At 70.6% G+C, this 22,866-nt stretch carries 16 protein-coding genes and 1 CRISPR repeat array; of the genes, 11 read left to right on the top strand and 5 right to left on the bottom strand.

The features are described 5' to 3' along the window. Positions 1-324 precede the first annotated feature (324 nt). The 8 genes from OG408_RS19080 to cas2e all read left to right on the top strand — a co-directional run bounded on the left by OG408_RS19080 (position 325) and on the right by cas2e (position 11,502). Positions 325-810, top strand: a complete 486-nt coding sequence (locus OG408_RS19080) for a hypothetical protein (protein WP_326670969.1) — start codon at positions 325-327, stop codon at positions 808-810. 1,288 nt (positions 811-2,098) lie between these two features. Beyond that, entirely contained in the window at positions 2,099-6,715 is a 4,617-nt protein-coding gene (casA, locus tag OG408_RS19075) for a type I-E CRISPR-associated protein Cse1/CasA (RefSeq protein WP_326670967.1), read from the top strand. Further along, positions 6,712-7,362 carry a type I-E CRISPR-associated protein Cse2/CasB gene (gene casB / locus OG408_RS19070; protein ID WP_326670965.1) on the top strand — a complete coding sequence of 217 codons (651 nt, stop codon included), beginning with the start codon at positions 6,712-6,714 and terminating at the stop codon, positions 7,360-7,362. The genes casA and casB overlap by 4 nt, the downstream gene beginning before the upstream one ends. 84 nt (positions 7,363-7,446) lie before the next feature. Next, complete coding sequence (cas7e, locus tag OG408_RS19065) at positions 7,447-8,667, top strand: type I-E CRISPR-associated protein Cas7/Cse4/CasC (protein ID WP_326670963.1); 1,221 nt, start codon at positions 7,447-7,449, stop codon at positions 8,665-8,667. Further along, positions 8,668-9,420 carry a type I-E CRISPR-associated protein Cas5/CasD gene (cas5e, locus tag OG408_RS19060; RefSeq protein WP_326670961.1) on the top strand — a complete coding sequence of 251 codons (753 nt, stop codon included), beginning with the start codon at positions 8,668-8,670 and terminating at the stop codon, positions 9,418-9,420. A gap of 1 nt (position 9,421) precedes the next feature. After that, positions 9,422-10,174: a type I-E CRISPR-associated protein Cas6/Cse3/CasE gene (gene cas6e / locus OG408_RS19055; RefSeq protein ID WP_326670959.1), complete on the top strand. Its 753-nt coding sequence runs from the start codon at positions 9,422-9,424 to the stop codon at positions 10,172-10,174. Between the two features lie 9 nt (positions 10,175-10,183). Beyond that, complete coding sequence (gene cas1e, locus OG408_RS19050; RefSeq protein ID WP_326670957.1) at positions 10,184-11,155, top strand: type I-E CRISPR-associated endonuclease Cas1e; 972 nt, start codon at positions 10,184-10,186, stop codon at positions 11,153-11,155. After that, positions 11,152-11,502 carry a type I-E CRISPR-associated endoribonuclease Cas2e gene (gene cas2e / locus OG408_RS19045; RefSeq protein WP_326670955.1) on the top strand — a complete coding sequence of 117 codons (351 nt, stop codon included), beginning with the start codon at positions 11,152-11,154 and terminating at the stop codon, positions 11,500-11,502. The genes cas1e and cas2e overlap by 4 nt, the downstream gene beginning before the upstream one ends. Positions 11,503-11,688: 186 nt before the next feature. Further along, positions 11,689-14,957: direct repeats of the CRISPR family, unit length 29 nt; unit sequence CTGCTCCCCGCGCGTGCGGGGATGAACCC. A gap of 256 nt (positions 14,958-15,213) precedes the next feature. On the opposite strand, the gene OG408_RS19040 is transcribed toward cas2e, so the two are convergent. The 3 genes from OG408_RS19040 to OG408_RS19030 form a co-directional block, all read right to left on the bottom strand. Beyond that, positions 15,214-16,653 carry a flotillin family protein gene (locus tag OG408_RS19040; protein WP_326670954.1) on the bottom strand — a complete coding sequence of 480 codons (1,440 nt, stop codon included), beginning with the start codon at positions 16,651-16,653 and terminating at the stop codon, positions 15,214-15,216. A gap of 76 nt (positions 16,654-16,729) precedes the next feature. Further along, positions 16,730-17,239, bottom strand: a complete 510-nt coding sequence (locus tag OG408_RS19035) for a hypothetical protein (protein WP_266780287.1) — start codon at positions 17,237-17,239, stop codon at positions 16,730-16,732. A gap of 105 nt (positions 17,240-17,344) precedes the next feature. After that, positions 17,345-17,830: a peroxiredoxin gene (locus tag OG408_RS19030; RefSeq protein ID WP_266780286.1), complete on the bottom strand. Its 486-nt coding sequence runs from the start codon at positions 17,828-17,830 to the stop codon at positions 17,345-17,347. Positions 17,831-17,924: 94 nt separating this feature from the next. Between OG408_RS19030 and OG408_RS19025 the strand changes: the two genes are divergently transcribed. Next, on the top strand, positions 17,925-18,620 hold the full coding sequence (locus OG408_RS19025) for a serine aminopeptidase domain-containing protein (protein ID WP_266786265.1): 696 nt from the start codon (positions 17,925-17,927) through the stop codon (positions 18,618-18,620). On the opposite strand, the gene OG408_RS19020 is transcribed toward OG408_RS19025, so the two are convergent. After that, positions 18,621-19,838, bottom strand: a complete 1,218-nt coding sequence (locus OG408_RS19020; RefSeq protein WP_326670951.1) for an MFS transporter — start codon at positions 19,836-19,838, stop codon at positions 18,621-18,623. It abuts the gene before it with no gap. A gap of 77 nt (positions 19,839-19,915) precedes the next feature. On the opposite strand from OG408_RS19020, the gene OG408_RS19015 reads away from it, so the two are divergent. Further along, positions 19,916-20,677, top strand: a complete 762-nt coding sequence (locus OG408_RS19015; protein WP_285571641.1) for an AraC family transcriptional regulator — start codon at positions 19,916-19,918, stop codon at positions 20,675-20,677. On the opposite strand, the gene OG408_RS19010 is transcribed toward OG408_RS19015, so the two are convergent. Further along, positions 20,647-21,294, bottom strand: a complete 648-nt coding sequence (locus OG408_RS19010; protein ID WP_326670949.1) for a TetR/AcrR family transcriptional regulator — start codon at positions 21,292-21,294, stop codon at positions 20,647-20,649. The two genes, OG408_RS19015 and OG408_RS19010, sit on opposite strands and share 31 nt — an antisense overlap. Positions 21,295-21,363: 69 nt before the next feature. On the opposite strand from OG408_RS19010, the gene OG408_RS19005 reads away from it, so the two are divergent. Continuing rightward, positions 21,364-22,824 (top strand): MFS transporter, encoded by a 1,461-nt coding sequence (locus OG408_RS19005; RefSeq protein WP_326670947.1) that lies wholly within the window; start codon positions 21,364-21,366, stop codon positions 22,822-22,824. Positions 22,825-22,866 lie beyond the last annotated feature (42 nt).

Here is a 22,866-nt window from a genome sequence, read left to right as displayed (position 1 = left end):
TCGCCCGCACCGACCCGCGCCGGCACGCCGCCCAGGCAGTCGCCGAGATCCGGACCGCCCTGGCATACCGCGGCCAGGAGGCCGGGCGCTCCCACGCGCTTGACCGTATCGGCCTGGCGGAATGCCAGTTCCTGGCCGGCGATATCCGGTCGGCTGCTGCCGAAACAACCCTCGCGGTTCAGGCCGCACGAGGGACGCAGTCGGGGCGTGTCCGCGCGCAGCTCGGGCAGTTGTACCCCTACACCGTGGGGCACAGTGCCTCGCGTCCGGTGCGGAGGCGCGCGATAGCATCCGCGACCTGCTGTCGAGCTGAGGGACGGGCACATGACGACATTGGCCGTGACCGGGCACATGGACCTGACAGACGAGAGCGTGCCGCTCGTGCGCGAGGCTCTTCGTAGTCTGCTGGCCCGCTACAGCGAGGACCTGACTGGGGTCTCCTGCATTGCAGCCGGATCGGACAGCATCTTCGCCGAAGAGGTTACTGCCGTGGGCGGACGTTTGGTGGTCGTGATCCCCTCTCAGGACTACCGCGCCCGAAAGGTCGAGCCAGAGTACGCGGCAGTCTTCGATCACCTGGTCGAGACCGCCGTCGAGGTGTTTACGCTGCCGCATGAGACTGCCGGCCGCAGCGCATACGAGGCGGCCAACGCCGAGCTCTTGCAGCATGCCGATCGGCTCGTCGCCGTCTGGGATGGCCTTCCTCCTTCGGGGAAGGGCGGGGGTACAGCGGACACGGTGGAGGAGGCCCGAGCTGCTGGAATGCCGGTAGATGTGGTGTGGCCGGATGGAGCGGCACGACGGGGCTGACCCCGGACACGACGAAGGGGCCCCGCCGCCGGCCGAAGCCGGAAGCGGGGGCATTCTGGATCACGGGCAGCGACGGTCGAGCAGCGCACACGCGGCTGGAGACGTACTCCGGGCGGGCACCACGGTGTCCCGTCGCGTCGGCACACGAACGCATCCGGGTCTCCCGGCGGGGCTGGAGGCTGTACCCGACCCGGCAGGTCTGCCTGCAGGTCCCATTCAGCCCACACTGCTCACGTCTGCTCTACTTTTTCCCGGCGCACCGGTCGCGCCTCAGATGCTCTTCTCACCGCGTAGCGCCGACGGGCCAGGGGCCGACCTTGGCCCGTGCGGTTAAATGCTCCACCGCGTCACCCGGATCGGCGCGCCCTCCTTGAGCCGAGGCAACCCTCCGGAGCCGACAGGTGGCATTCGCGCACCCCGGTGGTTCAGTCAGTTTGACGTGCGGTTGCCTCGTAGCGAGCGACCGAAAATGATCAGCACGACGATGACTACCACCACGCGAATCCCTGGTTCAACTGGGGACATGGAACCGGCACCAGCTCCAATGACTGTCAGTAAGAGCTGTTGGGTGAACGGCTGGTCTAACTCGGTTTGTGCGACTACAGATCCATGTGCGGCGGTCATGACTCATTCCGTTCTGCAGAGTGGCTTGGCGTGCGGGCGGCTGGACGCGGATCCTGCCGTGGAGTGGCGTGGGTCGCGGCCCAACTCGCAGCCTGGAGCGGCTACGTGAGGAGCATGACACGCGTGCGCCATGCTTGAGCGGTCTTCCGTAAACCTGGTTACAAGGTCATGAGTGCTCAAAGTGAGTTTATGCAGTTGAAGCTACTGTGGACTGAGCTAGCGAGTTCGCAGTAGCCGACCATCCGTGCCCGGTTCCCCCGCACGCGCGGGGGAACCGGGCACGGATGGTCGGTGTGGTCCAGCCCGATGGGGGGTTCATCCCCGCGTACGCGGGGAGCAAGCGTTGGGTGACGACCAACGAGAGTTCATGCAGGGGACATCCCCACATTTGTGGGGAACTGGGGGCCTAGCCGACCTACGTCCGCGGCGCAACTCGCCAAGTTCGACGAGCCCGACGGAGGTCCAGAGTATGTCGCGAAGAGGACAGTCCCAAGTTGCCGAATCGGGCAACCAGCCCTCCTCTCTCTTTTATCCTCTTCGGGGCGGATGCTGCCGTCTTCCCAAGCCCCGATGGTAGCCACGCTCCTTACCGCAAACACGTCCTCCCAGACGTGGATTCAGAAGACGACGCACATTCGAACGCCAAGCTGTATTCAATGTCCGCATGTCCCACGCAAGCCGGATACGCCCCCTCCTCAGCTCGGCGTTGACCGCGCCCACTCGTACCGTGTGGGCCAAGCACGATCGCCCCACCGAAGGCTGGTTGCCTCTCTGGCAGCACATGTCCGACAGCGCTGCTGTCGCCGGCCTCCTCTGGGACGAGTGGGTTCCCCGCCTGATCCGGCAGCAGATTGTTGACACCGTCCCGCACCTGGACGACGCCCGCCGCCTCGTCGTCTGGCTCGCTGCCACGCACGACATCGGTAAGGCGACGCCCGCCTTCGCCTGCCAGGTCGACGGGCTCGCCGACGGCATGCGCGGGGCCGGGCTGGAAATGCCGCACCAGAGGCAGTGGGGGGACGACCGGCGCATGGCGCCGCACGGGCTGGCCGGGCAGTTTCTGATTCAGGAATGGCTCGTGGAGCGGCACGGGTGGACGGTGCGAGCGGCCGGGCAGTTCGCGGTGGTGGCCGGTGGGCACCACGGAGTGCCTCCTGGATACGCGCAGATTCACGATCTCGACAGGCACCCCGATTTGCTGCGCACTCCGGGGCCGAGTGAGGCACTCTGGCGCAGTGTGCAGGACGAGTTGCTCGATGCCTGCGCGGATGCCTACGACGTGGGCGAACGACTCGACGCCTGGCGCTCGGTGAAGCTGCCGCAGACCGTGCAGGTGCTGCTGACGGCCCTCGTCATCGTTTCCGACTGGATCGCGAGCAATCCCGACCTCTTCCCGTACTTCCCCGAGGAAGTGCCTCGTACTCCGGACGAGCGGATTGCCGCCGCCTGGTGCGGACTTGACCTGCCCGGCCCGTGGGAGCCCGCGGAGCCGGAAGGCACACCGGCCGAGTTGTACGCCTCGCGGTTCAACCTGCCGGCCGGGGCCGTGATCCGGCCGGTGCAGGAAGCCGCCGTACGGCTCGCGCGTGCCCTTCCCGAGCCAGGACTGATGGTGATCGAGGCACCTATGGGAGAGGGCAAGACCGAGGCGGCCCTCGCCGCGGTGGAGATATTTGCGGCCCGCAGCGGGGCCGGTGGGTGCTTCGTCGCCCTGCCGACCCGGGCGACGGGCAACGCCATGTTCCCGCGCCTCCTGAAGTGGCTGGATCACCTGCCGGGAGGCGAGCGTCACTCGGTCTTCCTCGCGCACGCCAAAGCCGCGCTGAACGACGAGTACATGGGCCTGGTGCGTGCGGGTGGAGGAGGTGGCGTCCGGGCCGTGGACGTGGACGGGCCGGACGGTGCCCGGCGGGCATCGAGGGATGCCGGGCCGGGTTCGGCCGAGCTGATAGCCCACCAGTGGCTGCGAGGCCGCAAGAAGGGAATGCTCTCGTCGTTCGCGGTCGGGACGATCGACCAACTCCTGTTCGCCGGACTCAAGAGCCGCCACCTGGCGCTGCGCCATCTCGCACTGGCGGGCAAGGTCGTCGTGATTGACGAAGCGCACGCATCCGACGCCTACATGAACGTCTACCTGGAGCGGGTGCTGTCCTGGCTGGGCAGCTACAGGGTGCCGGTCGTCGTGCTCTCCGCGACACTGCCCGCCGCCACGCGTCGGACTCTGATCCAGGCATACACGGGTGACACCTCTCCGGAGGAAACCACCGACAACGCCACCACCGCGCAGGGATATCCACTGCTGACGGCCGTCGCGCCGGGCAGTGCGCCACTGACCGAGTGCCCGCCGGCGGCAGCTGACCGGAGTACGGACGTCCAGCTCGAACCGCTCGACGATGATGTGTCCGTGCTCGGCGACACCTTGGCCGACGCGCTGTCCGGCGGCGGCTGCGCACTCGTCGTACGGAACACCGTCGACCGAGTGCTGGAGACGGCGGAACGGCTGCGCTCACGCTTCGGAGGCGTGGCGGACGTCACCGTCGCGCACTCCCGCTTCATGGACCTGGACCGCGCCGCGCTGGACGCCAGGCTCCTGAGGCTCTTCGGACCGAACGGCGATCGTCCGCGTGGGCCGAGACCGCACATCGTCGTGGCGAGCCAAGTCGCGGAGCAGTCCCTTGACGTCGACTTCGATCTCCTGGTCACCGACCTCTGCCCCGTGGACCTCATGCTCCAGCGGATGGGGCGCCTGCACCGGCACCAGCGGGGACCCGGCCAGAGCCAACGGCCGCCGGCCCTGCGTCGGGCCCGGTGCCTGGTCACGGGTGTTGACTGGAACGGCACACCACCCGAAACGGTCCGGGGTTCGGAGCGGGTGTACGGACGGCACACCCTGTTGCGGTCCCTCGCCGTCCTCCGCCCGTACCTGCACGCGCCGGGCAGCACGCTGAGCCTTCCGCAGGACATCCTCCACCTCGTCCAGACGGCGTACGGAGAACAGCCGATCGGCCCGGCGAGCTGGGCGGAGGCGATTACCGCCGCCGATCTGGAGCACCGGACCCGCCGTGCGGAGCAGCAGAGGGAGGCGGAGGTCTACCGGCTGGACCGGGTCCGCAAGCCGGGGCGGCCGGTGATCGGCTGGATCGACGCGGGTGTGGGCGACGCCGACGACTCCCGGGCCGGACGTGCGCAGGTCAGGGACAGTGAGGAAAGCGTTGAGGTGCTCGTCGTCCAGCGGCAGCAGGACGGTTCGCTGACCACGGTTCCCTGGCTGGACCGGGGCCGCGGTGGGCTGGCGCTGCCCACAGATGCGGTTCCGCCGCCGAGGGCGGCAAGAGCCCTCGCGGAGAGCTCGATGCGGCTGCCGTTCCACTTCTCGAAGCCATGGGTCCTCGACCGGGCCATCGACGAGCTGGAGGAGTTGCTGGTCCGGGCCTGGCAGGAGAAGGAGTGTCCATGGCTGGCCGGGGAGCTGATTCTCGAGCTCGACGAGCACTGTCAGACCCAACTGGCAGGCTATGAAATCGAGTACAGCCGCACTGACGGACTCAGGGTGGGGCGCCCCGGCGCCCACGACGTAAGGCTGGTGGAGCACGTGCCGTCGTTCGATCTGGTGTCACGCCCGTGGCTGCCGGTCCAGCGGGTCGACGGCACGACCGCCGAGCTGTCCTTGCTGGACGTGTTCGCCCAGGCAAGCAGTCTGCGGAGGCTGGTGGGTGATGTGCCGACGCAGGAATTCGCCCTGTTCAGACTGTTGTTGGCGATTCTGCACGATGCCGTGGACGGACCGGACGACGTCGAGGACTGGGCGGAGCTCTGGGAGAGCGAGGATGCCTTCGAGGCCGTACCTGCCTACCTGGAACGGCATCGTGCACGCTTCGATCTGCTCCATCCGCATCACCCCTTCTTCCAGGTCGCCGGGCTGCACACGGAGAAGGACGAAGTCTTCTCCCTGAACCGCATCGTGGCCGACGTCCCCAACGGCGACCCCTTCTTCAGCATGCGCATGCCCGAGGCGGAGCGCCTCGGATTCGCCGAGGCCGCCCGATGGCTGGTCCACACCCACGCCTTCGACACGTCGGGCATCAAGTCCGGCATGGCGGGCGACGACCGGGTCAAGGGCGGAAAGGTCTACCCGCAGGGAGTCGGCTGGGCGGGCAATCTGGGCGGGGTGATGGCGGAGGGGACGAACCTGCGTGAATCGTTGCTCCTCAACCTCGTCGCCGCGGACCACGCCACCTTGAGATTCCGGGAGGACGACACTCCGGCCTGGCGCCACGAACCCTGCGGACCGGGCGCGGAGTCGCGGCTGAACCTGGCCTCCCGCCCCACGGGCCCCCGGGATCTCTACACCTGGCAGACGCGGAGGGTGCGTCTCCACCACGACGACACCGGTGTGTACGGCGTCGTGCTCGGCTACGGGGACCCCATCGTGCCGAGGAACAAGCAGCTGCTGGAGCCCATGACGGGGTGGCGGCGCAGCGAGGCGCAGGAGAAGAAGCACGGACTGGCGCAGGTCTACATGCCCCGCGAACACGACCCCGCACGCGGTGCCTGGCGCGGGCTGGCCGGCCTTCTCCAGAACGTACCGGGGAAGGGCGGCGCCCAGAGCGGGGAGCCGGCGGCGATTCTCCGGCCGGGACTCCTCTCCTGGATGGCGCAACTGGTCTACGAGCAGGTCCTGCCGAGAGGCTTTCTCTTCAGGACGCGCATCGTCGGGGCGCGCTATGGAACGCAGCAGTCGGTGATCGACGAGTTGACCGACGACGGCGTCACCATGTCCGTCGTTCTTCTGCACGCCCAGGACAAGCGGTACGCCGATGCGGCCATCGACGCGGTGGGGGACGCGGACCTCGCGGTGAGAGCGCTGGGTGACCTCGCGGCCGACCTGGCCCGAGCATCCGGTTCCGACCACGACGCGCACCGGGATGCCGCACGGAACCGGGGATACGGCGAGCTGGACGGCCCCTACAGGCTCTGGCTGAGGCGGCTCGGGGAGAGCGACGACCCGGCGCGCGAGCGTGAGGCATGGCAGAGGAGGGCGGGCCGGATCATCAGGGATCTGGGCGACGATCTGCTGAATTCCGTGACCACCGCCGCGTGGGAGGGCCGGGTGCTGGACCTGGGCAAGGGCCCTCAGTGGTTCGACGACACGAGCGCCGACACATGGTTCCGGATCCGGTTGGCCAAGGCACTTCCCATGGCCCTTCCGATCCCCGCGCCGCGTGGCAGCACATCACAAGGTCCAGTCGGCGAAGAGGATTTGGTGGAGGAGACCGCGTGAGCGTAGACCAACGGGGGAACGGTGCGTCGACCAACGCCCCCGTACAGACGGAACCCCTGTCCGCCGCAGACCTGATCCACGAGACGGTGCATTCCCATGTCTCACGCCTGCAGTGGGGATACCGGGAGGACCGCTCGGAGGCTGTCGCCACCGTGGCACGCATCAGGCGGGGTGCAGGGAAGCCGGCCGGTGAGATCCCTGATCTCTGGGGCCTCATCGGGGCCGAAGCACTGTACGTACGGGGGTGGCGTGAGAAGGACGCGGAGCGCGCCGAGATCGCGGTTCACATGGCCGTCACCCTGTGGGCACTGCATCAACAGGGCCACCACGCGGCGGACATGCACGTCAAGGACGGTCCAGGACTCGGCAAGGCCGTCCGGCGGCTGATGCCGGACGCCACGATCGACGAGCCCATCCGCAAGCGGTTCGTACGTGCCGGCACTGCGACATCCATCGACGCGCTGGCCACACGGCTGCGCGAACTCGTAGTGCTGCTGCGGCGCGACGACATCGCTCTGGACTACGGGAAGCTCGCCTCCCACCTGTACGTCTGGCAGCGGCCGGGAGGCCGGGCCGAGGTGCATCGCGCATGGGGTCGGAGCTTCCACTCGCACGGGCCGGTCAAGCCCGGGGAGGACGCCCCGTAACGCGCTCCAGAAACCCTGCATCATCGCCCCTGCCTGCCGGGTGCTCCACCGCCGGATCATCCGCACGACCGACAAGGACCCTTCGTGAGCCGCACCATTCTTGACGTGCACATCCTCCAGACCGTTCCGCCCAGCAACCTGAACCGAGATGACACCGGAGCGCCGAAATCCGCGGTGTACGGGGGAGTCCGGCGTTCCCGTGTCTCCAGCCAGGCGTGGAAGCGGGCGACGCGGACGGCGTTCAGGGACCTCCTCGACCCCGGCGAGTTGGGTGTGCGCACCCGGAAGGTGGCCGAGACGCTGGCCGACCGGATCATCGCCCAGGACGAGACGTTGAGCGACCAGAGGGAGAAGGTACTCGCCTTCGCCGCGGAGACAGTCGTCGTGGCGACCGGCACCAAGGTCGAAGCACCCAAGCGCAAGTCGAACGCGGCCAAGGGAGCGGCCAAGGACGGGGAGGAAGGTCCGGAGCCGGCGCCGGAGTCGTCCTATCTTCTGTTTTTGAGCGCCCGTCAGATCGACGCCCTTGCGGGCCTCGCGGTCGAAGGGCTGCGGTCGGGAGATCAGGCAAAGGAGTTCTTCAAGAACAAGGAGAGGAAGGCCAGGGCCAGGGCTCTCGCCAACAGCAGCCATTCCGTCGACATCGCGCTCTTCGGGCGCATGGTCGCGGACACCGCCGACATCAACGTGGACGCGGCCGCCCAGGTCGCTCACGCGATCGGGGTGCATGCGGTGGAGACGGAGTCCGACTACTTCACCGCTGTGGATGACAGAAATGCCTCCGACGAGTCCGGTGCCGGAATGATCGGCACCGTCGACTTCAACTCGAGCACCCTCTACCGCTACGCCGCGGTTGATGTGGACCGGCTGTACGACAACCTCGGTGCGGGTTCGAGCGACGGTGGCCCCGCGACCGAGCCGGTACGGAGGGCCGTCGAAACGTTCCTGGAGGGCTTCATCACCTCCCTCCCCACCGGCAAGATCAACACCTTCGGCAACCACACTCTCCCCGATGCCGTAGTGGTGAAGCTGCGGACGTCCCGCCCGATCAGCTTCGCCGGGGCCTTCGAGGCGCCCGTGGTCGCCAAGGGCACGGGCGGCCACGTCGAGGAGGCATGCACGGCACTCGCCTCGTACGTACCCCGTGTCGAGGCGGCGTACGGAGCCGAGAAGGACACGAATACGTGGGTCGTGCGGGTCGGATCAGCCACGGACGCACTGGCGGGCCTGGGTACCGAGGTCACCCTGGCCCAGCTCGTCGAGTCGGTGGGTGCGGCTGTCGGCGACCGGCTGGGTGGCGTCTGAATGAGCGTCCTGACCCTCCGGCTCGCCGGTCCGCTCCAGGCCTGGGGCTCTTCGGCCCGCTTCTCGCGCCGCACCACGGATTCGGCTCCCACGAAGAGCGGAGTGGTCGGCCTCGTGGCCGCGGCGCTCGGACGCCCCAGAGAAGGTGACCTCTCCGACCTGGCCGCGTTGCGCTTCGGCGTACGCATCGACCAGCCGGGCACCCGTATCCGGGACTTCCAGACCGCGCACCACGACGACACGGGCAAGTCCATGCCGGTGTCCGAACGCTTCTACCTTGCGGACGCCGTGTTCGTCGCCGGCCTGGAGGGCGACGAGGACCTGCTCGTACGACTGCTCGCAGCCGTACGCAACCCCGTCTTCCTCCCTTTTCTCGGCCGGAGATCATGCCCGCCGAGCCGCAACATCGATCTCGGTCTGCATCCCGGAGCCGAGCTCGGCGCGACGCTGGCCGCCCACGCATGGCAGGCATCCGACTGGTACTGCCGGCGACGGCGCCAGGACGAGTCCGTCGACCTCACCATGCTCCTGGAAACCGGGTCGGATGACGACGGTGCGGAGGGGCCGGGCGACGCGGTACGGGACCAGCCGATCAGCTTCGATCCACGTCACCGGCAGTACGGGCTGCGCGGGGTGGTCGCGCGAACGGTGACGGTTCCCAACCCGCGTGCCGACCGGAGGAACGAGCGGGCGGCCCTCGCCTCGCACGATCCGGCCGGACACCTCACTCTGCTGGACAGGGACGGTGCCTGACATGTACCTCACGCGCTTTCGCTTCAATGCGGCGAGGACCGGTGCCCGGCGACTGCTGACATCACCACAGATGCTGCACGCGGCGGTGATGTCCTCCTTCCCCGACGCACCCCCCGCACCCGACGGGGGGCCCCGGGTGCTCTGGCGGATCGACTACAACTCGGCGGCCGAGGTGCTGCTTTACGTCACCAGCCCGGCCAGGCCGGATCTGACACATCTGGTGGAGCAGGCGGGCTGGCCGACGGCGGAGGCCCAGGGCTGGTCGACGTACGACTACGCCACCTTCCTGACCGGACTGGCCACCGACAGTGTCTGGGAGTTCCGGCTCACGGCCAACCCGGTCCACAGTATCCGCCGCAAGGAGGGCGAGCCGACGAAGCGCACCGCGCACCGGACGCCCCGCTACCAGATCGAGTGGTTGCTCAAGCAGCAGGACCGCAGCGGCTTCGCCATCGTGGAGAAGGCGCCGGAGGCCCGTCGCCTGGAGCGGGGGGACGAGTACGAGCTGGTGGTGGGCGGGGCCCGGGGCCTGTCCTTCAGCAAGAAGAACTCGTCGACGGCCCAGGGAAGTTCACCTGCCGGTAAGGACATTCCCGCGACGGCGGGCAGGAACGCCGTTCGGATTGCCGCCGTGACGTACCAGGGCCGGCTACGGGTGACTGACCCGGAGGTCTTCCGCCTGAGGCTGGCGTCCGGACTGGGCAAGGCGAAGGCTTACGGCTGCGGCCTGATGACCCTTGCTCCGGTGGTGTGAGGGCAGACCATGACCTCTCCATCACTGGGCGCCCGCAAGCTCTCATCGCCGCGTGAACTGAGCCGCGTGGGGGACCGGCTGTCCTTCGTCTATCTGGAACGGTGCGTCGTGCACCGTGATGCGCACGCCATCACCGCCGAGGATGCGGAGGGGACGAGGCACATTCCGTCCGCGACCATCGGAACACTTCTCCTCGGCCCCGGAACCCGCATCACCCATCAGGCCATGAGCGTCCTGGGCGAATGCGGAGCGGGCGTGGTCTGGGTCGGTGAACACGGAGTCCGTTTCTACGCGGGTGGGCGTGCCCTCACTCGCTCCTCCGCCCTGGTGCAGGCTCAAGCCACGGCGTGGGCGAACCAACGCAGGCGTCTGGCGGTCGCCCGCGACATGTACCGGCTGCGCTTCCCGGACGAGGATCCGGCCCGTCTGACCCGTCACGAGCTGCTCGGGCACGAGGGCACGCGCGTCAAAGCCTGCTACCGCAAGGAGGCTGCCCGCACCGGCGTTCCCTGGCGCGGCCGTCACTACACTCCGGGCGACTTCGCATCCGGCGACGCGCCCAACCAGGCGATCACCGCAGCGGCCCAGTGCATGTACGGCATCGCCCACGCCGTCGTGGCCGCTCTGGGGTGCGCTCCGGGCCTCGGGTTCGTCCACTCCGGCCACGAGCTGTCCTTCGTGCTGGACGTAGCCGACCTCTACAAGACAGAAATCGGCATCCCGGCCGCCTTCGATGCCGCGGCCGAGGGCCCTGAAGACATCGGCCCCCGCACCCGACGCGCCTTGAGGGACGCCGCGAACCGTACGGGCCTGATGGACCGCGTGGTCACTGACATCAAGCAACTCCTCGGGGCCGGGAGCGGGTCTGGAGCCGATGCCGATACGGCCGACGAGGACGCGCGAGATCAGGTGATGCTCCAGTCGGACGGAGGAACGGAACTCAGTGCCGGGCGTAACTACGATGAGGGCATCATCTGGTGACAGTCATTGTCCTCACCAACTGCCCTATGGCCCTCCGTGGTTTCCTCACGCGCTGGCTCCTGGAGATTTCCCCGGGCGTCTTCATCGGCGGCCCCTCCACACGCGTGCGCCAGGCGCTGTGGGAGGAGGTCAGACAGTACTCCGGCCAAGGACGGGCCCTCCTCGCGTACAGCGACAACAGCGAGCAGGGGTACGCGTTCGAGACCCATGACCACAAGTGGCATCCGGTGGACCACGAAGGCCTCACGTTGATCTTCCGCCCGAAGGACAGGCCACCACCCGCTCTGTCCCCACCCACCAAGGGCTGGAGCAAGGCCGCGAAGCGGCGGCGGTTCGGGGGACGCTGAGAACGGCGGGACGTCTGCTTCTGCGGAGATTCCTCGAACCCGGTCACATGACGGGCATCTCCGCTGCCGCCGCCCGCAAATGAGCGGTGGTGGCCCCCGGAAGATGCCGAGAGGGGTTAAATGTCTGAGTTGCTGAAGCTGCTTGAGTTCAGCCAGTCGGTCGGATGAACCCGCAGGTCACGGAGTCTGCTCCCCGCGCGTGCGGGGATGAACCCTAGACAAGGAAGTTGACCAGTGAACGAGACAGCTGCTCCCCGCGCGTGCGGGGATGAACCCGCGACCCGGAAATCCTGGTCATAGCTGATCAGCTGCTCCCCGCGCGTGCGGGGATGAACCCTGCACCGACGACCTCACCTCGCCGCCCGTCGCCTGCTCCCCGCGCGTGCGGGGATGAACCCAACGGCGGCGGCTCGGGCGAACGCAGCCCCTGCTGCTCCCCGCGCGTGCGGGGATGAACCCCGGCGATGCGGCTTCTGCCCACGGATGACGGACTGCTCCCCGCGCGTGCGGGGATGAACCCCATGGAAAACGAGTGGATCACCGAAGCGCAGGCTGCTCCCCGCGCGTGCGGGGATGAACCCCGGCCGGGCGGACTCGTCTACCGGCCCGACTGCTGCTCCCCGCGCGTGCGGGGATGAACCCGCTCGGTGGTCCTTCAGATCGGCCGGACGGTCCTGCTCCCCGCGCGTGCGGGGATGAACCCGGGGCCTTGTCCTCGACCCGGTCCATCCACGCCTGCTCCCCGCGCGTGCGGGGATGAACCCTGGATGTCATTGAGTCGGCGTCGGCCGCTGTCCTGCTCCCCGCGCGTGCGGGGATGAACCCTTCTCCGGCTGTCGCTCGCTGCTTTCGCTTGCCTGCTCCCCGCGCGTGCGGGGATGAACCCGTGATCTTGACGAATGCCTGCGGGGTGTGAACCTGCTCCCCGCGCGTGCGGGGATGAACCCTTGGGCACGGACATCGTGCTGGACGGGGCCGGCTGCTCCCCGCGCGTGCGGGGATGAACCCGGCGAGCGGCCTTTTCGTGAACGCCGTGGACCCTGCTCCCCGCGCGTGCGGGGATGAACCCGGTGAGGCCCCGGATACCCGCGGACACCCGCGCTGCTCCCCGCGCGTGCGGGGATGAACCCGGCAAAGCCATTTTCACCGCTGCCAATGGCTGCTGCTCCCCGCGCGTGCGGGGATGAACCCCGGTGCCACGGTGTCCTGGACAAGGGTGCCGACTGCTCCCCGCGCGTGCGGGGATGAACCCGACGGACCAGCCACCACGCTCCGTACGCTCCGCTGCTCCCCGCGCGTGCGGGGATGAACCCGGCACACAGGGCCTCCACACGCACGCCGCGCTCTGCTCCCCGCGCGTGCGGGGATGAACCCACGCGGCCCTCCGGCGTGACCGTGAGAGGGGTCTGCTCCCCGCGCGTGCGGGGATGAACCCGAGGCGGAACGGTCCGCGCCGACGATCAACCTCTGCTCCCCGCGCGTGCGGGGATGAACCCGACTGGAGGACGGCGGCCTCTGCCTGGGTGATCTGCTCCCCGCGCGTGCGGGGATGAACCCTGCACCGAGCTGCCCTGCCCGACGTTCACGGACTGCTCCCCGCGCGTGCGGGGATGAACCCATCGCCCCGGCCGCCGCGGTCGCCACGACGGGCTGCTCCCCGCGCGTGCGGGGATGAACCCTCCGGTGTACGCGGTGACGATGTCGAAAAAGTCTGCTCCCCGCGCGTGCGGGGATGAACCCGCGGCGGCGACGGCGGTGAAGGCCCGGTGGTCCTGCTCCCCGCGCGTGCGGGGATGAACCCGTGTCGAACGCGTCGAACACGAGCTTCAGGCCCTGCTCCCCGCGCGTGCGGGGATGAACCCAGGACATCAACGACGCGGTGTGGAAGCGAGAGCTGCTCCCCGCGCGTGCGGGGATGAACCCACCTGGTACGTCAGCACGGACCGCACCGGACACTGCTCCCCGCGCGTGCGGGGATGAACCCAAGGTCGACGAGGCGCGCGGCCCGATGCAGCGCTGCTCCCCGCGCGTGCGGGGATGAACCCCCGGCGCTGGGCTACCGCCTGACGCTGGAGCACTGCTCCCCGCGCGTGCGGGGATGAACCCGCCACCGGGTCCGACATCGACGACGTGCCGTCCTGCTCCCCGCGCGTGCGGGGATGAACCCTCAGTTCCTCCGGCCGTGGGCCGAAAGTCTCCCTGCTCCCCGCGCGTGCGGGGATGAACCCTCAGTTCCTCCGGCCGTGGGCCGAAAGTCTCCCTGCTCCCCGCGCGTGCGGGGATGAACCCACGGCTTCGACGGCTGCATCGAGGCCGCGGTACTGCTCCCCGCGCGTGCGGGGATGAACCCGAGAACCGGACGCTGCGGCGGAGGGTTGCTGCCTGCTCCCCGCGCGTGCGGGGATGAACCCGTTCGTCAGCGCACTGTTCGTGGCCAACTTCTCTGCTCCCCGCGCGTGCGGGGATGAACCCCGTGTGTGTGCCCGATCGGAATTCCTTTGTGCCTGCTCCCCGCGCGTGCGGGGATGAACCCGGGAACCCGGACGACTACGCCGAACACATCCTCTGCTCCCCGCGCGTGCGGGGATGAACCCTCCTCGCCGTCGATCTTGTGACAGAGGGAGCACTGCTCCCCGCGCGTGCGGGGATGAACCCGTGTAATGCGCGGTGTCGTCGTGAGCGGAGAGCTGCTCCCCGCGCGTGCGGGGATGAACCCCATGCCGGCCTCGGTGACCGGGACGTCTACAACTGCTCCCCGCGCGTGCGGGGATGAACCCCCCATCGCATCAGCCGACGCGATCAGCCTGTCCTGCTCCCCGCGCGTGCGGGGATGAACCTCGAACTGACAGATGAACTCATCGAGCTGGAACCTGCTCCCCGCGCGTGCGGGGATGAACCGAAGGCGGCACCGGCGCCCGAGCCCGAAGAGGTCGAGGACTGCTCCCCGCGCGTGCGGGGATGAACCCTCCTCCTCCAGCGCGGCAATCGCCGCACCGGCCTGCTCCCCGCGCGTGCGGGGATGAACCCTGCACCAGCTCCGGACCCTGCTCACCAACCCACTGCTCCCCGCGCGTGCGGGGATGAACCCCAGCTGTGCGGAACAGAAGGACGACGCGGTGACTGCTCCCCGCGCGTGCGGGGATGAACCCGGGGCCGCCACGAGAGCGCCGGCGCCGAGCACCTGCTCCCCGCGCGTGCGGGGATGAACCCCATGCCGGCCTCGGAGACCGCGACGTCTACAACTGCTCCCCGCGCGTGCGGGGATGAATCCGGACCGGCTGCTCGGCTTGGCGCTGGACCACATCTGCTCCCCGCGCGTGCGGGGATGAACCCACGGTCGGGCTGAGGTCGCCGGTCCGGGAGAACTGCTCCCCGCGCGTGCGGGGATGAACCCCGGTCGATGTCCGTGACGCGGACGGCCGTGACCTGCTCCCCGCGTGTGCGGGGATGAACCAGAAGCACCAACCTGCTCAGGTGAATAGGTTGGCTGCTCCCCGCGCGTCGTGCCGCTCGGCGCCGGCGCTTCCGTCCGGACAGGCTCCCGTACCGCACCAACCGGCCTTGCGGCTCGTGTGACAGGCGCCCGCATGGCCGAAGGCGAGCACCCACGATGTCCGCGTGCCCGAGGCGGACGCCCCGCGCTGCCAGGCAGACGCACGCGTGCCCGGCCGGTGCGCAGCCGGCCGGGCACGCGGGGGTCGACGCGGGGTGTCAGTCGCCGATCTCGATCTTGCCGTTCTGCTGGGCGGGAGCGTCGGACTGGGCCGGGACCTCCGGCTTCGGGCCCGCGCCCTTGAGGTTCTGCAGCAGCGCGGCGAGGTCGACTCCGGTGGTGGAGCTGAGGAGTTCCATGCCCTGCGCGACGTTGTCCGTGACCGTGCGCGACAGCTGGCTCGCGCCGTCCGTCGAGATGACGGTCAGCTTGTCGATGGCACTCAGCGGCTCGGACGCCTTGGCGACGACCTGCGGGAGCACCTCGACCAGCATCTGCAGGACGGCCGCGTCGCCGTACTGCTTGAAGGCGTCGGCCTTCTTCTGCATGGCCTCGGCCTCGGCGGCACCCCGTGCGGCGATGGCGGCCGCCTCGGACTCGCCCTCGATGCGCACGGCTTCGGCGAGCGCGGAGCGGTGCAGCTTCTCGCCCTGACCGGTCAGCCGGGAGCGCTCGGCGTCCGCCTCGGCCTCCTTGACCTGGGCGATCCGGCGGGCCTCGGCCTCCTGCTCCGCCTGGTAGCGGGCGGCGTCGGCGGGCTTGCGGACCTTGGTGTCGAGCTCGCGGTCGGTCAGGGCGGCCTGGCGCTGGGCGACCTTCTCCTGCTCCTGGAGGACCTCCTGCTGGCGCGCGGCCTCGGCGAGCGGACCCGCGGCGTTCGCTTTCGCGGCGGCCGCCTCCGTCTCGGCCTTGATCTCGGCCTGCTTGAGGTAGAACGTCCGCTCGGCGATGGCGATCTCCTCGGCGGCCTTCAGCCGGGCCTGCTCCGAGGCGCGGCGGGCGATCGCCTCGGCGATGTCCGCCTCCTGCTTGGCGCGGGCGGCCTCGGGGCGGCCGAGGTCCTCCAGGTAGGAGCCCTCGGTGGTGATGTCCTGGATCTGGAAGGCGTCCAGGATCAGGCCCTGGCCGGACAGGCTGGCCTCGGCCTCCTCCGCCACCTGGCCGGCGAACGCGGCCCGGTCCCGGATGATGTCCTCGACCGACATCCGGCCGACGATGGCGCGCAGCGCGCCGGAGAGCACTTCCTGGGTGAAGCCGACGATGCCGTTCTGCTGCTGAAGGAAGCGCTGGGCGGCGGCCCGGATGGCGTCCTCGCTGCCGCCGACCTTGACGATGGCGACGCCTTCGAGGTGGGACTTGACCCCGCGCAGCGTGACGGCCCCGCGCACGGCGACCGGGATGTGCCGGCTGGAGAGGTCCAGGGTGAACTTCTGCTGGACGAACGGCACGACGAAGACGCCGCCGCCGACGACGACCTTCTGGCCGCTGTTGTCGATGCTGGCCCGCCCGGTCACCGGGTCGACGGACTTCTTGCCGCGGCGGCCGGTGATGATGAACGCCTGGCTGGGACCCGCGACCTTGTAGCGGGTGATGACGGCGAGGGCGAGCAGGAAGAGGAGTACGACGACTCCGGCGATGGCGATCAGGACTGGACTCATGGACGTGTCCCCCTCTGCCTCCCGACGGGGACGGCAGTTCTGTGGCGAGCGGTGGCGGGCCGGCCGGCGTGCCGGCTCAGCGTTCGACGGGACGGACCGAGACCGAGGTGGTCGAGAGCGTGGCCTCGACCCAGATCTCGGTGCCCCGTTCGACGGGGACCTGACTCTTCGCCGAGAGCTTCACGGGCTGTCCCCCCAGCCGCAGCAGCACCTCGCCGTACCCGCCGGCCGGGATCGCCGTGACCACGGAACCCGCGGTGCCGACGAGATCCTCGCCGCGCGGGGTGGCGGTGGTCTGATCCCGCATCAGGGCCTGGCTGAACTTCCAGGTCAGCCAGGCCGCGACCAGGCCGGCGAGTGCACCGGCCGCGGCGGCGGCGATCGTGCCGGCACCGGTCGTGCCGAGCACGATGGCGCCGCCGAAACCGAGCATGGAGACGAAACCGGCGATCACCGGAAGGGAGAGCAGCCCGTTGAAGAGACCGTCCAGCACGCCCCCGAAGAGTCCTTCGAGGATCCCGTCGAAGACCAGGGACACGGCGAGCAGGACGACTCCCGCAATTCCGAGACCGAGAAACAAGGTCACGTGATCACCCCTCCCGGCTGCGGAATCCCCCGTAGATTTCCGTCGAACTGGCTGGATGATCCCATACCTGCCGCTCTGGGAACACTGCCGGGAACCGGCAGTGTTCTACGCGTTCTTGATGCCGGAGAGGTGGCCCGCGAGCGTGTCCAGCGACTGGAACGTGGCCCCGAGCAGCGCCACGTGCTTCCAGCGCAGCACCCCGTCGGCGTCGATCAGGAACACCGAGCGGCGCACCCCGATCCCCGGCGCGGCGACGCCGAACGCGCGGGCGGTCTCCCGGCCCGGGTCCGCGAGCAGCGGCATCCGCAGCTGCTGCGCGCGGGCGAACGACTCGTGGCTGTCCACGTCCTGCGGGCTGATCCCCCAGACCTCCGCGTCGAGCCCCTCGAACGTCTCCATGCCCGAGGAGTACGAGCAGAGCTGCTTGGTGCACACGGCCGTGTTGTCGCCCGGGTAGAAGGCGAGGACGACGGCCCGGCCGCGCGCGGCGGAGAGCGTGTAGTCGCGGCGCTCGAACGCGTCCCCGTTCAGGGCGCCTCCCGCGAGGGTGAAGTCCGCTACCTGCTGGCCGAGTTGCGGTGACGATCCCATGTCATGTCCTTAGAGGTCCGGCGCTGTGTTGGTGCTGTCCGTGCTCCGTACAGCATGCTCGTACGGCTCCGCCCTCACCTACCCGGAGGTACGCATGCCCCAGGAACGACCGCCCGCCGCCGCGGTACTGGTCCTGCACGGCGGCCGGGAGACCGGTCTCGGGGCGCCGCCGCCCGGGCCGCTGAACCTGCCCGGGGTGCGGATGCGCCCGTTCGCGCGCGGTCTGCGGGGGGCGCTGCCCGGGGACGTCCTGGTGCGGGCCGTCCGGTACGGGCACCGCGGCTGGAACGGGGCCAGGGCCGATCCGCTGCACGACACCGTGCGCGCGCTGGACGAACTGCGGGGTGAGGCGGGGGAGATCCCGGTGGTGCTGCTCGGGCACTCGATGGGCGGCCGGGCCGCGCTGGCCGCTGCGGGACATCCGCTGGTACGGGGTGTGGTCGGCCTCGCCCCGTGGTGCCCGGCCGGTGATCCGGTCGGGCAGCTCGCCGGCCGGGACGTGGTCCTCGTGCACGGCAGCCGGGACCGTGTCACGGACCCGGCGGACTCCCGCGCGCTCACCGCACGGGCCCGGAAGGAGGGTGCCCGCACCTGTCTGGTCACCGTGGACGGCGGCGACCACCCGATGCTCCGGCGGGCGGCCGCCTGGCACCGGCTGACGACCGCTCTGGTCACCGGGCTGCTGGACCGGGGCCCGCTGCCCGGACCCGTCGCCGAGGCGCTGCGGCTGCCGCCGGGGGCCACGGCCGACGAGGGGACCGTGGAACTGGACCGGCTGCCGGTGTCCTGATCAGCCGGCGGCCGCCGGTTCCCGGTCGGGTTCCGTCAGGAACACACCGAGCAGCAGCGCGAGGGCCGGGATCGCGCACAGGATCGTGAACACGCCCTGCGGGCCGTACGCCTGGGCCGTCGCACCGAGCGCGGGCGCGATCAGTCCGCCGATGCTGACGGCCAGTCCGAGCGTGACACCGGCCGCGGTGCCCGGGCGGCCCGGCAGATAGTCCTGGCCGAGCTTGACCAGGACGGCGAACGGGATGTTCAGCGCGAGGCCCGCCAGGACCGCGAAGAGCAGCGGCAGGACCGTGCCCGGGGTCAGCCGCAGCGCGACCAGGGCCGGTACGGCGAGGACACCGCCCAGCTGGACCGTACGGACCATGCCGATGCGGTCGGCGATCCGGCCGCCGAGGAGCGTGCCGGCCACCCCGCCGACGAGGAAGCAGGCGAGCGCCACGCCCGCGATGCCCCGGCCGGAGTGCAGATGGCGGATCCAGAACAGCTCGATGAACGTGATCGCGCCGAAGAACGCCACCGACCGCACCACCTCGATGCCGGTCAGGACGAGGAAGGGCCCCCACCGGTCCCGCCCCGCCCGCGCCGCCCGGTGCGTGGCGGCAGCGGCCGGGCGGTGCCTGAGCAGGACGAAGGCCATCAGGACGGCCGGCGGGATGAAGAGCGCCGTCGCTCCCACCCCCATCGCGACGAGGAGCGGGGTCGCGAGCACCGGGGCGAGGAAGAAGCCCACGCTGCCGCCCGCCGCGAAGATGCTCATCGCGGACGCGCTGTCCCCGGCCGCCTCGCGGGCGGCCTTGCCGGCCGCCGGGTGGAACATCGCCACGCCGAGACCGGAGAGCAGGATCAGCAGCCAGACCGCGGCGTACGGCCGGACCAGACCGGACAGGCCCAGGCCGATGCCGGCGACCGCGAGTCCGGCGGGGGCGAGCCGGCTCAGCCGGTAGCGGTCCACGGCGACGCCGATGAACGGCTGCGGGACCGAACTCCCGAGCGCCGCCGCGAGCGTGAGCCCCGAGGCGGCGACGTAGCTGTAGCCGCGGTCCAGCACGAAGTAGGGGACACAGGCGGGGACGAGCCCCTGGTAGAGATCGTCGACGGCGTGCGCCGCGCCCCACATCCGCATCCGGCGCCAGGCGGACACGGGCTGTGCCGGGGCGGGCGAAGCCGGTGGTGAGGAGGCGGCGGGCTGGGCCGGGCGGGCCGTGGGACCGGTCATGTGCGGGGCTCCTTGCTGAGGTCCCTTCGAGGATTCCGGCCGCGGCCGTCAGCGGGCTATCGATATCCTGCCGACTTATGTCGCCAACCTGCCGCACGCTCCACGGGCCGGCCCGGGTGCCCCTCGCGCACCAGGAGCGCATCGAGCGGCACCACCACCTGGAGCACCAGCTCGTCTGCCCGTCCCGCGGGGTGCTGGAGGTGTCCACGCCGCTTGGGGTATGGGCCGTGCCGCCGCACCGGGCGGTGTGGATCCCGGCCGGTGTGGTCCACGCCCACCTTGCCTACGGCCCCACGGAGCTGCGGGCGCTCTCCTTCGGCCCGGCGGACAACCCGCTGCGGCTCGACCGGCCGACCGTGCTGGCCGTCACCCCGCTGCTGCGCGAGGTCGTGGCGTGTCTGACGGACGACGCGGAGCTGACCGGCGACGCCCGGCAGCGGCGGAACCTGGAGCGGGTCGCGCTCGACCAGCTGCGCCGGGTCGAGCCGCTCGGCGTCTGTCTGCCGTCACCGGCCGACGCGCGGCTGCGGGACATCGCCCGGATCCTGCGGGACGACCCGGCGGACGGGCGGACCCTCACCGAGCTGGGCGCCGCCGTCGGGTCGGCGTCCCGCACCCTGAGCCGGCTGTTCCGTGCGGAGACCGGGATGTCGTTCCCGCAGTGGCGCACCCAGCTGCGGCTGCACCACGCGCTGACGCTGCTGGCCTCGGGCGGATCGGTCACCGCGGTCGCCGTGGCGTGCGGCTACAGCGGGCCGAGCGCCTTCATCCAGTCGTTCCGGCAGGCGTTCGGCACCACTCCCGGGTCCTACGCGGCGGGCGGCGCGGGCGGCGCGTAGTAGCCGAGGAACATGTCCACGCCGTGGGTGATCAGCCGGTCGGTGGCGTCGTCGTCGACCGTCGTGCCGTACGAGCCGAAGACCAGGTGCGGGAAGACCAGCAGCGCGTACAACTGGATGATCGCCGTCTCCAGGTCGGCGATGACGAGCCGGCCGCGGTCCGCCAGTGCGCGCAGGGCGTCGGCGACGGCGGGGTGGTGGCCCTCGGGGCCGTGGTCCTGCCAGCCGTGCGCGAGTTCCGGGAAGCGGTGCAGTTCCGCGGCCACGAGGGTGCGCAGGGCGATCACCTCGGCGTTGCCGCGGACGGCCGCCACCCAGGTGCGGGCCGCGTCGACGAACGCGGCCCGCAGGTCGGGGGCGTCGGCGAGGCCGGCGAGCGCCGTGGCCGAATCGCCGCCGAGCGGCTCGTCGAGTGCGCCCGCGATGACCGCGGTGAACAGCGCTTCCTTGCTGCCGAAGTGGTTGTAGACCGTCACCTTCGAGACGCCCGCCCCGGCGGCGATGGTGTCCATGCCGACCCCGAAACCGTCCCGCAGAAAAGCCTCGCGGGCCGCCTTCACGATGGCCTGCCGCTTGGCCTCGGCGCGGGGTCCGGCAGGGCGGGGCTTGGTGTCCATGGACCGATGCTAACAGCGACCTGAACTGAACGGTTGAGTTCATGTGTACTGAGCCGTACAGTTCAGTTCATGAACCCTGACGCCCCTTCGCAGCCCCCCGCGACCCCGCGGACCACCGCCCACGGCCACCACCCGCCCCCTGCCGTCCGCAGCCCCGGAGTGCTGCTCGCACTCATCTGCGCCGCCCAGTTCATGCTGGTGCTCGACGTCACCGTGGTGAACGTCGCGCTGCCCGGTATGGCCGCCGACCTGCACCTCGACCGCACCGCGCTGACCTGGGTGGTCACCGCGTACACCCTCTGCTTCGGCGGGCTGATGCTGCTCGGCGGACGCCTCGCCGACGCCCTCGGCGCCCGGCGCACCCTCCTGTCCGGGCTGGCCGTCTTCACCGCCGCCTCGCTGGTCTCCGGGCTCGCCGGCAGCGCCTCGGTGCTGATCGGCGGCCGGATCGCGCAGGGCGTGGGCGCCGCGCTGCTGTCACCTGCGGCGCTGTCGCTCGTCACCACCTCGTTCCACGGCCCCGCGCGCAACAGGGCGCTCGGGGTGTGGGCCGCGATCGGCGGCACCGGATCGGCGATCGGGGTGTTGGTGGGCGGCGCGCTGGCCGGCGGGCCGGGCTGGAGCTGGGTCTTCTACGTCAACGTGCCCGTCGGCATCGCCCTGCTCGCCGCCCTCCCCGCCTTCGTGCCGGCCCGCACACCCCGGCCGCCGGCCCGGCTCGACGTGCCCGGGGCGGTCCTCGTCACCGCGGGCACCGGCGCGCTGATCTACGGACTGGTCGAGGCCGGGGACGGCGGCTGGGGCGCGCCCGGCACCCTGCTCCCGCTGCTGGCCGCCGTCCTCCTGTACGCGGGGTTCGCGGCGGTCGAACGGGTCGCGCGGGAGCCGCTGATGGACCTGCGGATGTTCACCCGCAGGCCGGTCCTGGCCGGGGCGTTCCTGATGCTGATCGCCACCGGGCTGCTCATCGCGTTCTTCTTCCTCGGCTCGGTCTACCTCCAGCACGGCCGGGGCTACGGGGCGCTGCGCACCGGTCTCGTCTTCCTGCCGGTGGCGGTGGCCGTCGGCGCAGGCGCGCATCTGGGCTCGCGGCTCGTCACGTCGGCGGGGAGCCGGGCCACCGCCGTCGGCGGGATGGTGGTCGCCACCGCAGGCTGTGCCCCGCTGGCCGGGCTCGACGCGGACAGCGGGGTGTACGGGGTGCTGCTGCCGTGCCTCGCGGTGGCCGCCTTCGGTCTCGGCGCGGTCTTCGTCACCGCCACCACGACGGCGCTGGGCATGGTCGCGCCCGGGGAGGCGGGCCTCGCGTCCGGGGTGGTCAACACCTTCCACGAGGTGGGCGGGTCGATCGGGGTCGCGGTCGTGTCCACGGTGGCCGCCGCGGGCATCGGCGGCGCCCCGGGCACGGTGACCGGCTTCGCCGACGCGTTCCTGGTGCTGGCGGTCAGCGCGGGCGGCTGCGCGGCGGTGTCCGCGGTGCTGGTGCCCCGGGGGAGGCCGGAGACCGGGGGCGCGATGCCGTTGCACTGAACGGGGGCGGCGGGCGGTCTGCGGATGCGCGCCGGGTGCGGT

This window comes from Streptomyces sp. NBC_01257 (assembly GCF_035917255.1).
Lineage (GTDB): Bacteria > Actinomycetota > Actinomycetes > Streptomycetales > Streptomycetaceae > Streptomyces.
Note: the sequence above shows the minus strand (reverse complement) of the source record. Positions and strands in the feature narration are given on the sequence as shown.

What these genes read in the sequence shown, in the direction of transcription:
- cas6e (WP_326670959.1), top strand. Translation starts at nt 9,422, where the DNA reads ATGTACCTCACGCGCTTTCGCTTCAATGCGGCGAGGACCGGTGCCCGG.
- OG408_RS19015 (WP_285571641.1), top strand. Translation starts at nt 19,916, where the DNA reads ATGTCGCCAACCTGCCGCACGCTCCACGGGCCGGCCCGGGTGCCCCTC.
- OG408_RS19025 (WP_266786265.1), top strand. Translation starts at nt 17,925, where the DNA reads ATGCCCCAGGAACGACCGCCCGCCGCCGCGGTACTGGTCCTGCACGGC.
- OG408_RS19080 (WP_326670969.1), top strand. Translation starts at nt 325, where the DNA reads ATGACGACATTGGCCGTGACCGGGCACATGGACCTGACAGACGAGAGC.
- OG408_RS19030 (WP_266780286.1), bottom strand. Translation starts at nt 17,830, where the DNA reads ATGGGATCGTCACCGCAACTCGGCCAGCAGGTAGCGGACTTCACCCTC.
- cas1e (WP_326670957.1), top strand. Translation starts at nt 10,184, where the DNA reads ATGACCTCTCCATCACTGGGCGCCCGCAAGCTCTCATCGCCGCGTGAA.
- OG408_RS19005 (WP_326670947.1), top strand. Translation starts at nt 21,364, where the DNA reads ATGAACCCTGACGCCCCTTCGCAGCCCCCCGCGACCCCGCGGACCACC.
- OG408_RS19020 (WP_326670951.1), bottom strand. Translation starts at nt 19,838, where the DNA reads ATGACCGGTCCCACGGCCCGCCCGGCCCAGCCCGCCGCCTCCTCACCA.
- OG408_RS19010 (WP_326670949.1), bottom strand. Translation starts at nt 21,294, where the DNA reads ATGGACACCAAGCCCCGCCCTGCCGGACCCCGCGCCGAGGCCAAGCGG.
- OG408_RS19040 (WP_326670954.1), bottom strand. Translation starts at nt 16,653, where the DNA reads ATGAGTCCAGTCCTGATCGCCATCGCCGGAGTCGTCGTACTCCTCTTC.
- casA (WP_326670967.1), top strand. Translation starts at nt 2,099, where the DNA reads ATGTCCCACGCAAGCCGGATACGCCCCCTCCTCAGCTCGGCGTTGACC.
- cas5e (WP_326670961.1), top strand. Translation starts at nt 8,668, where the DNA reads ATGAGCGTCCTGACCCTCCGGCTCGCCGGTCCGCTCCAGGCCTGGGGC.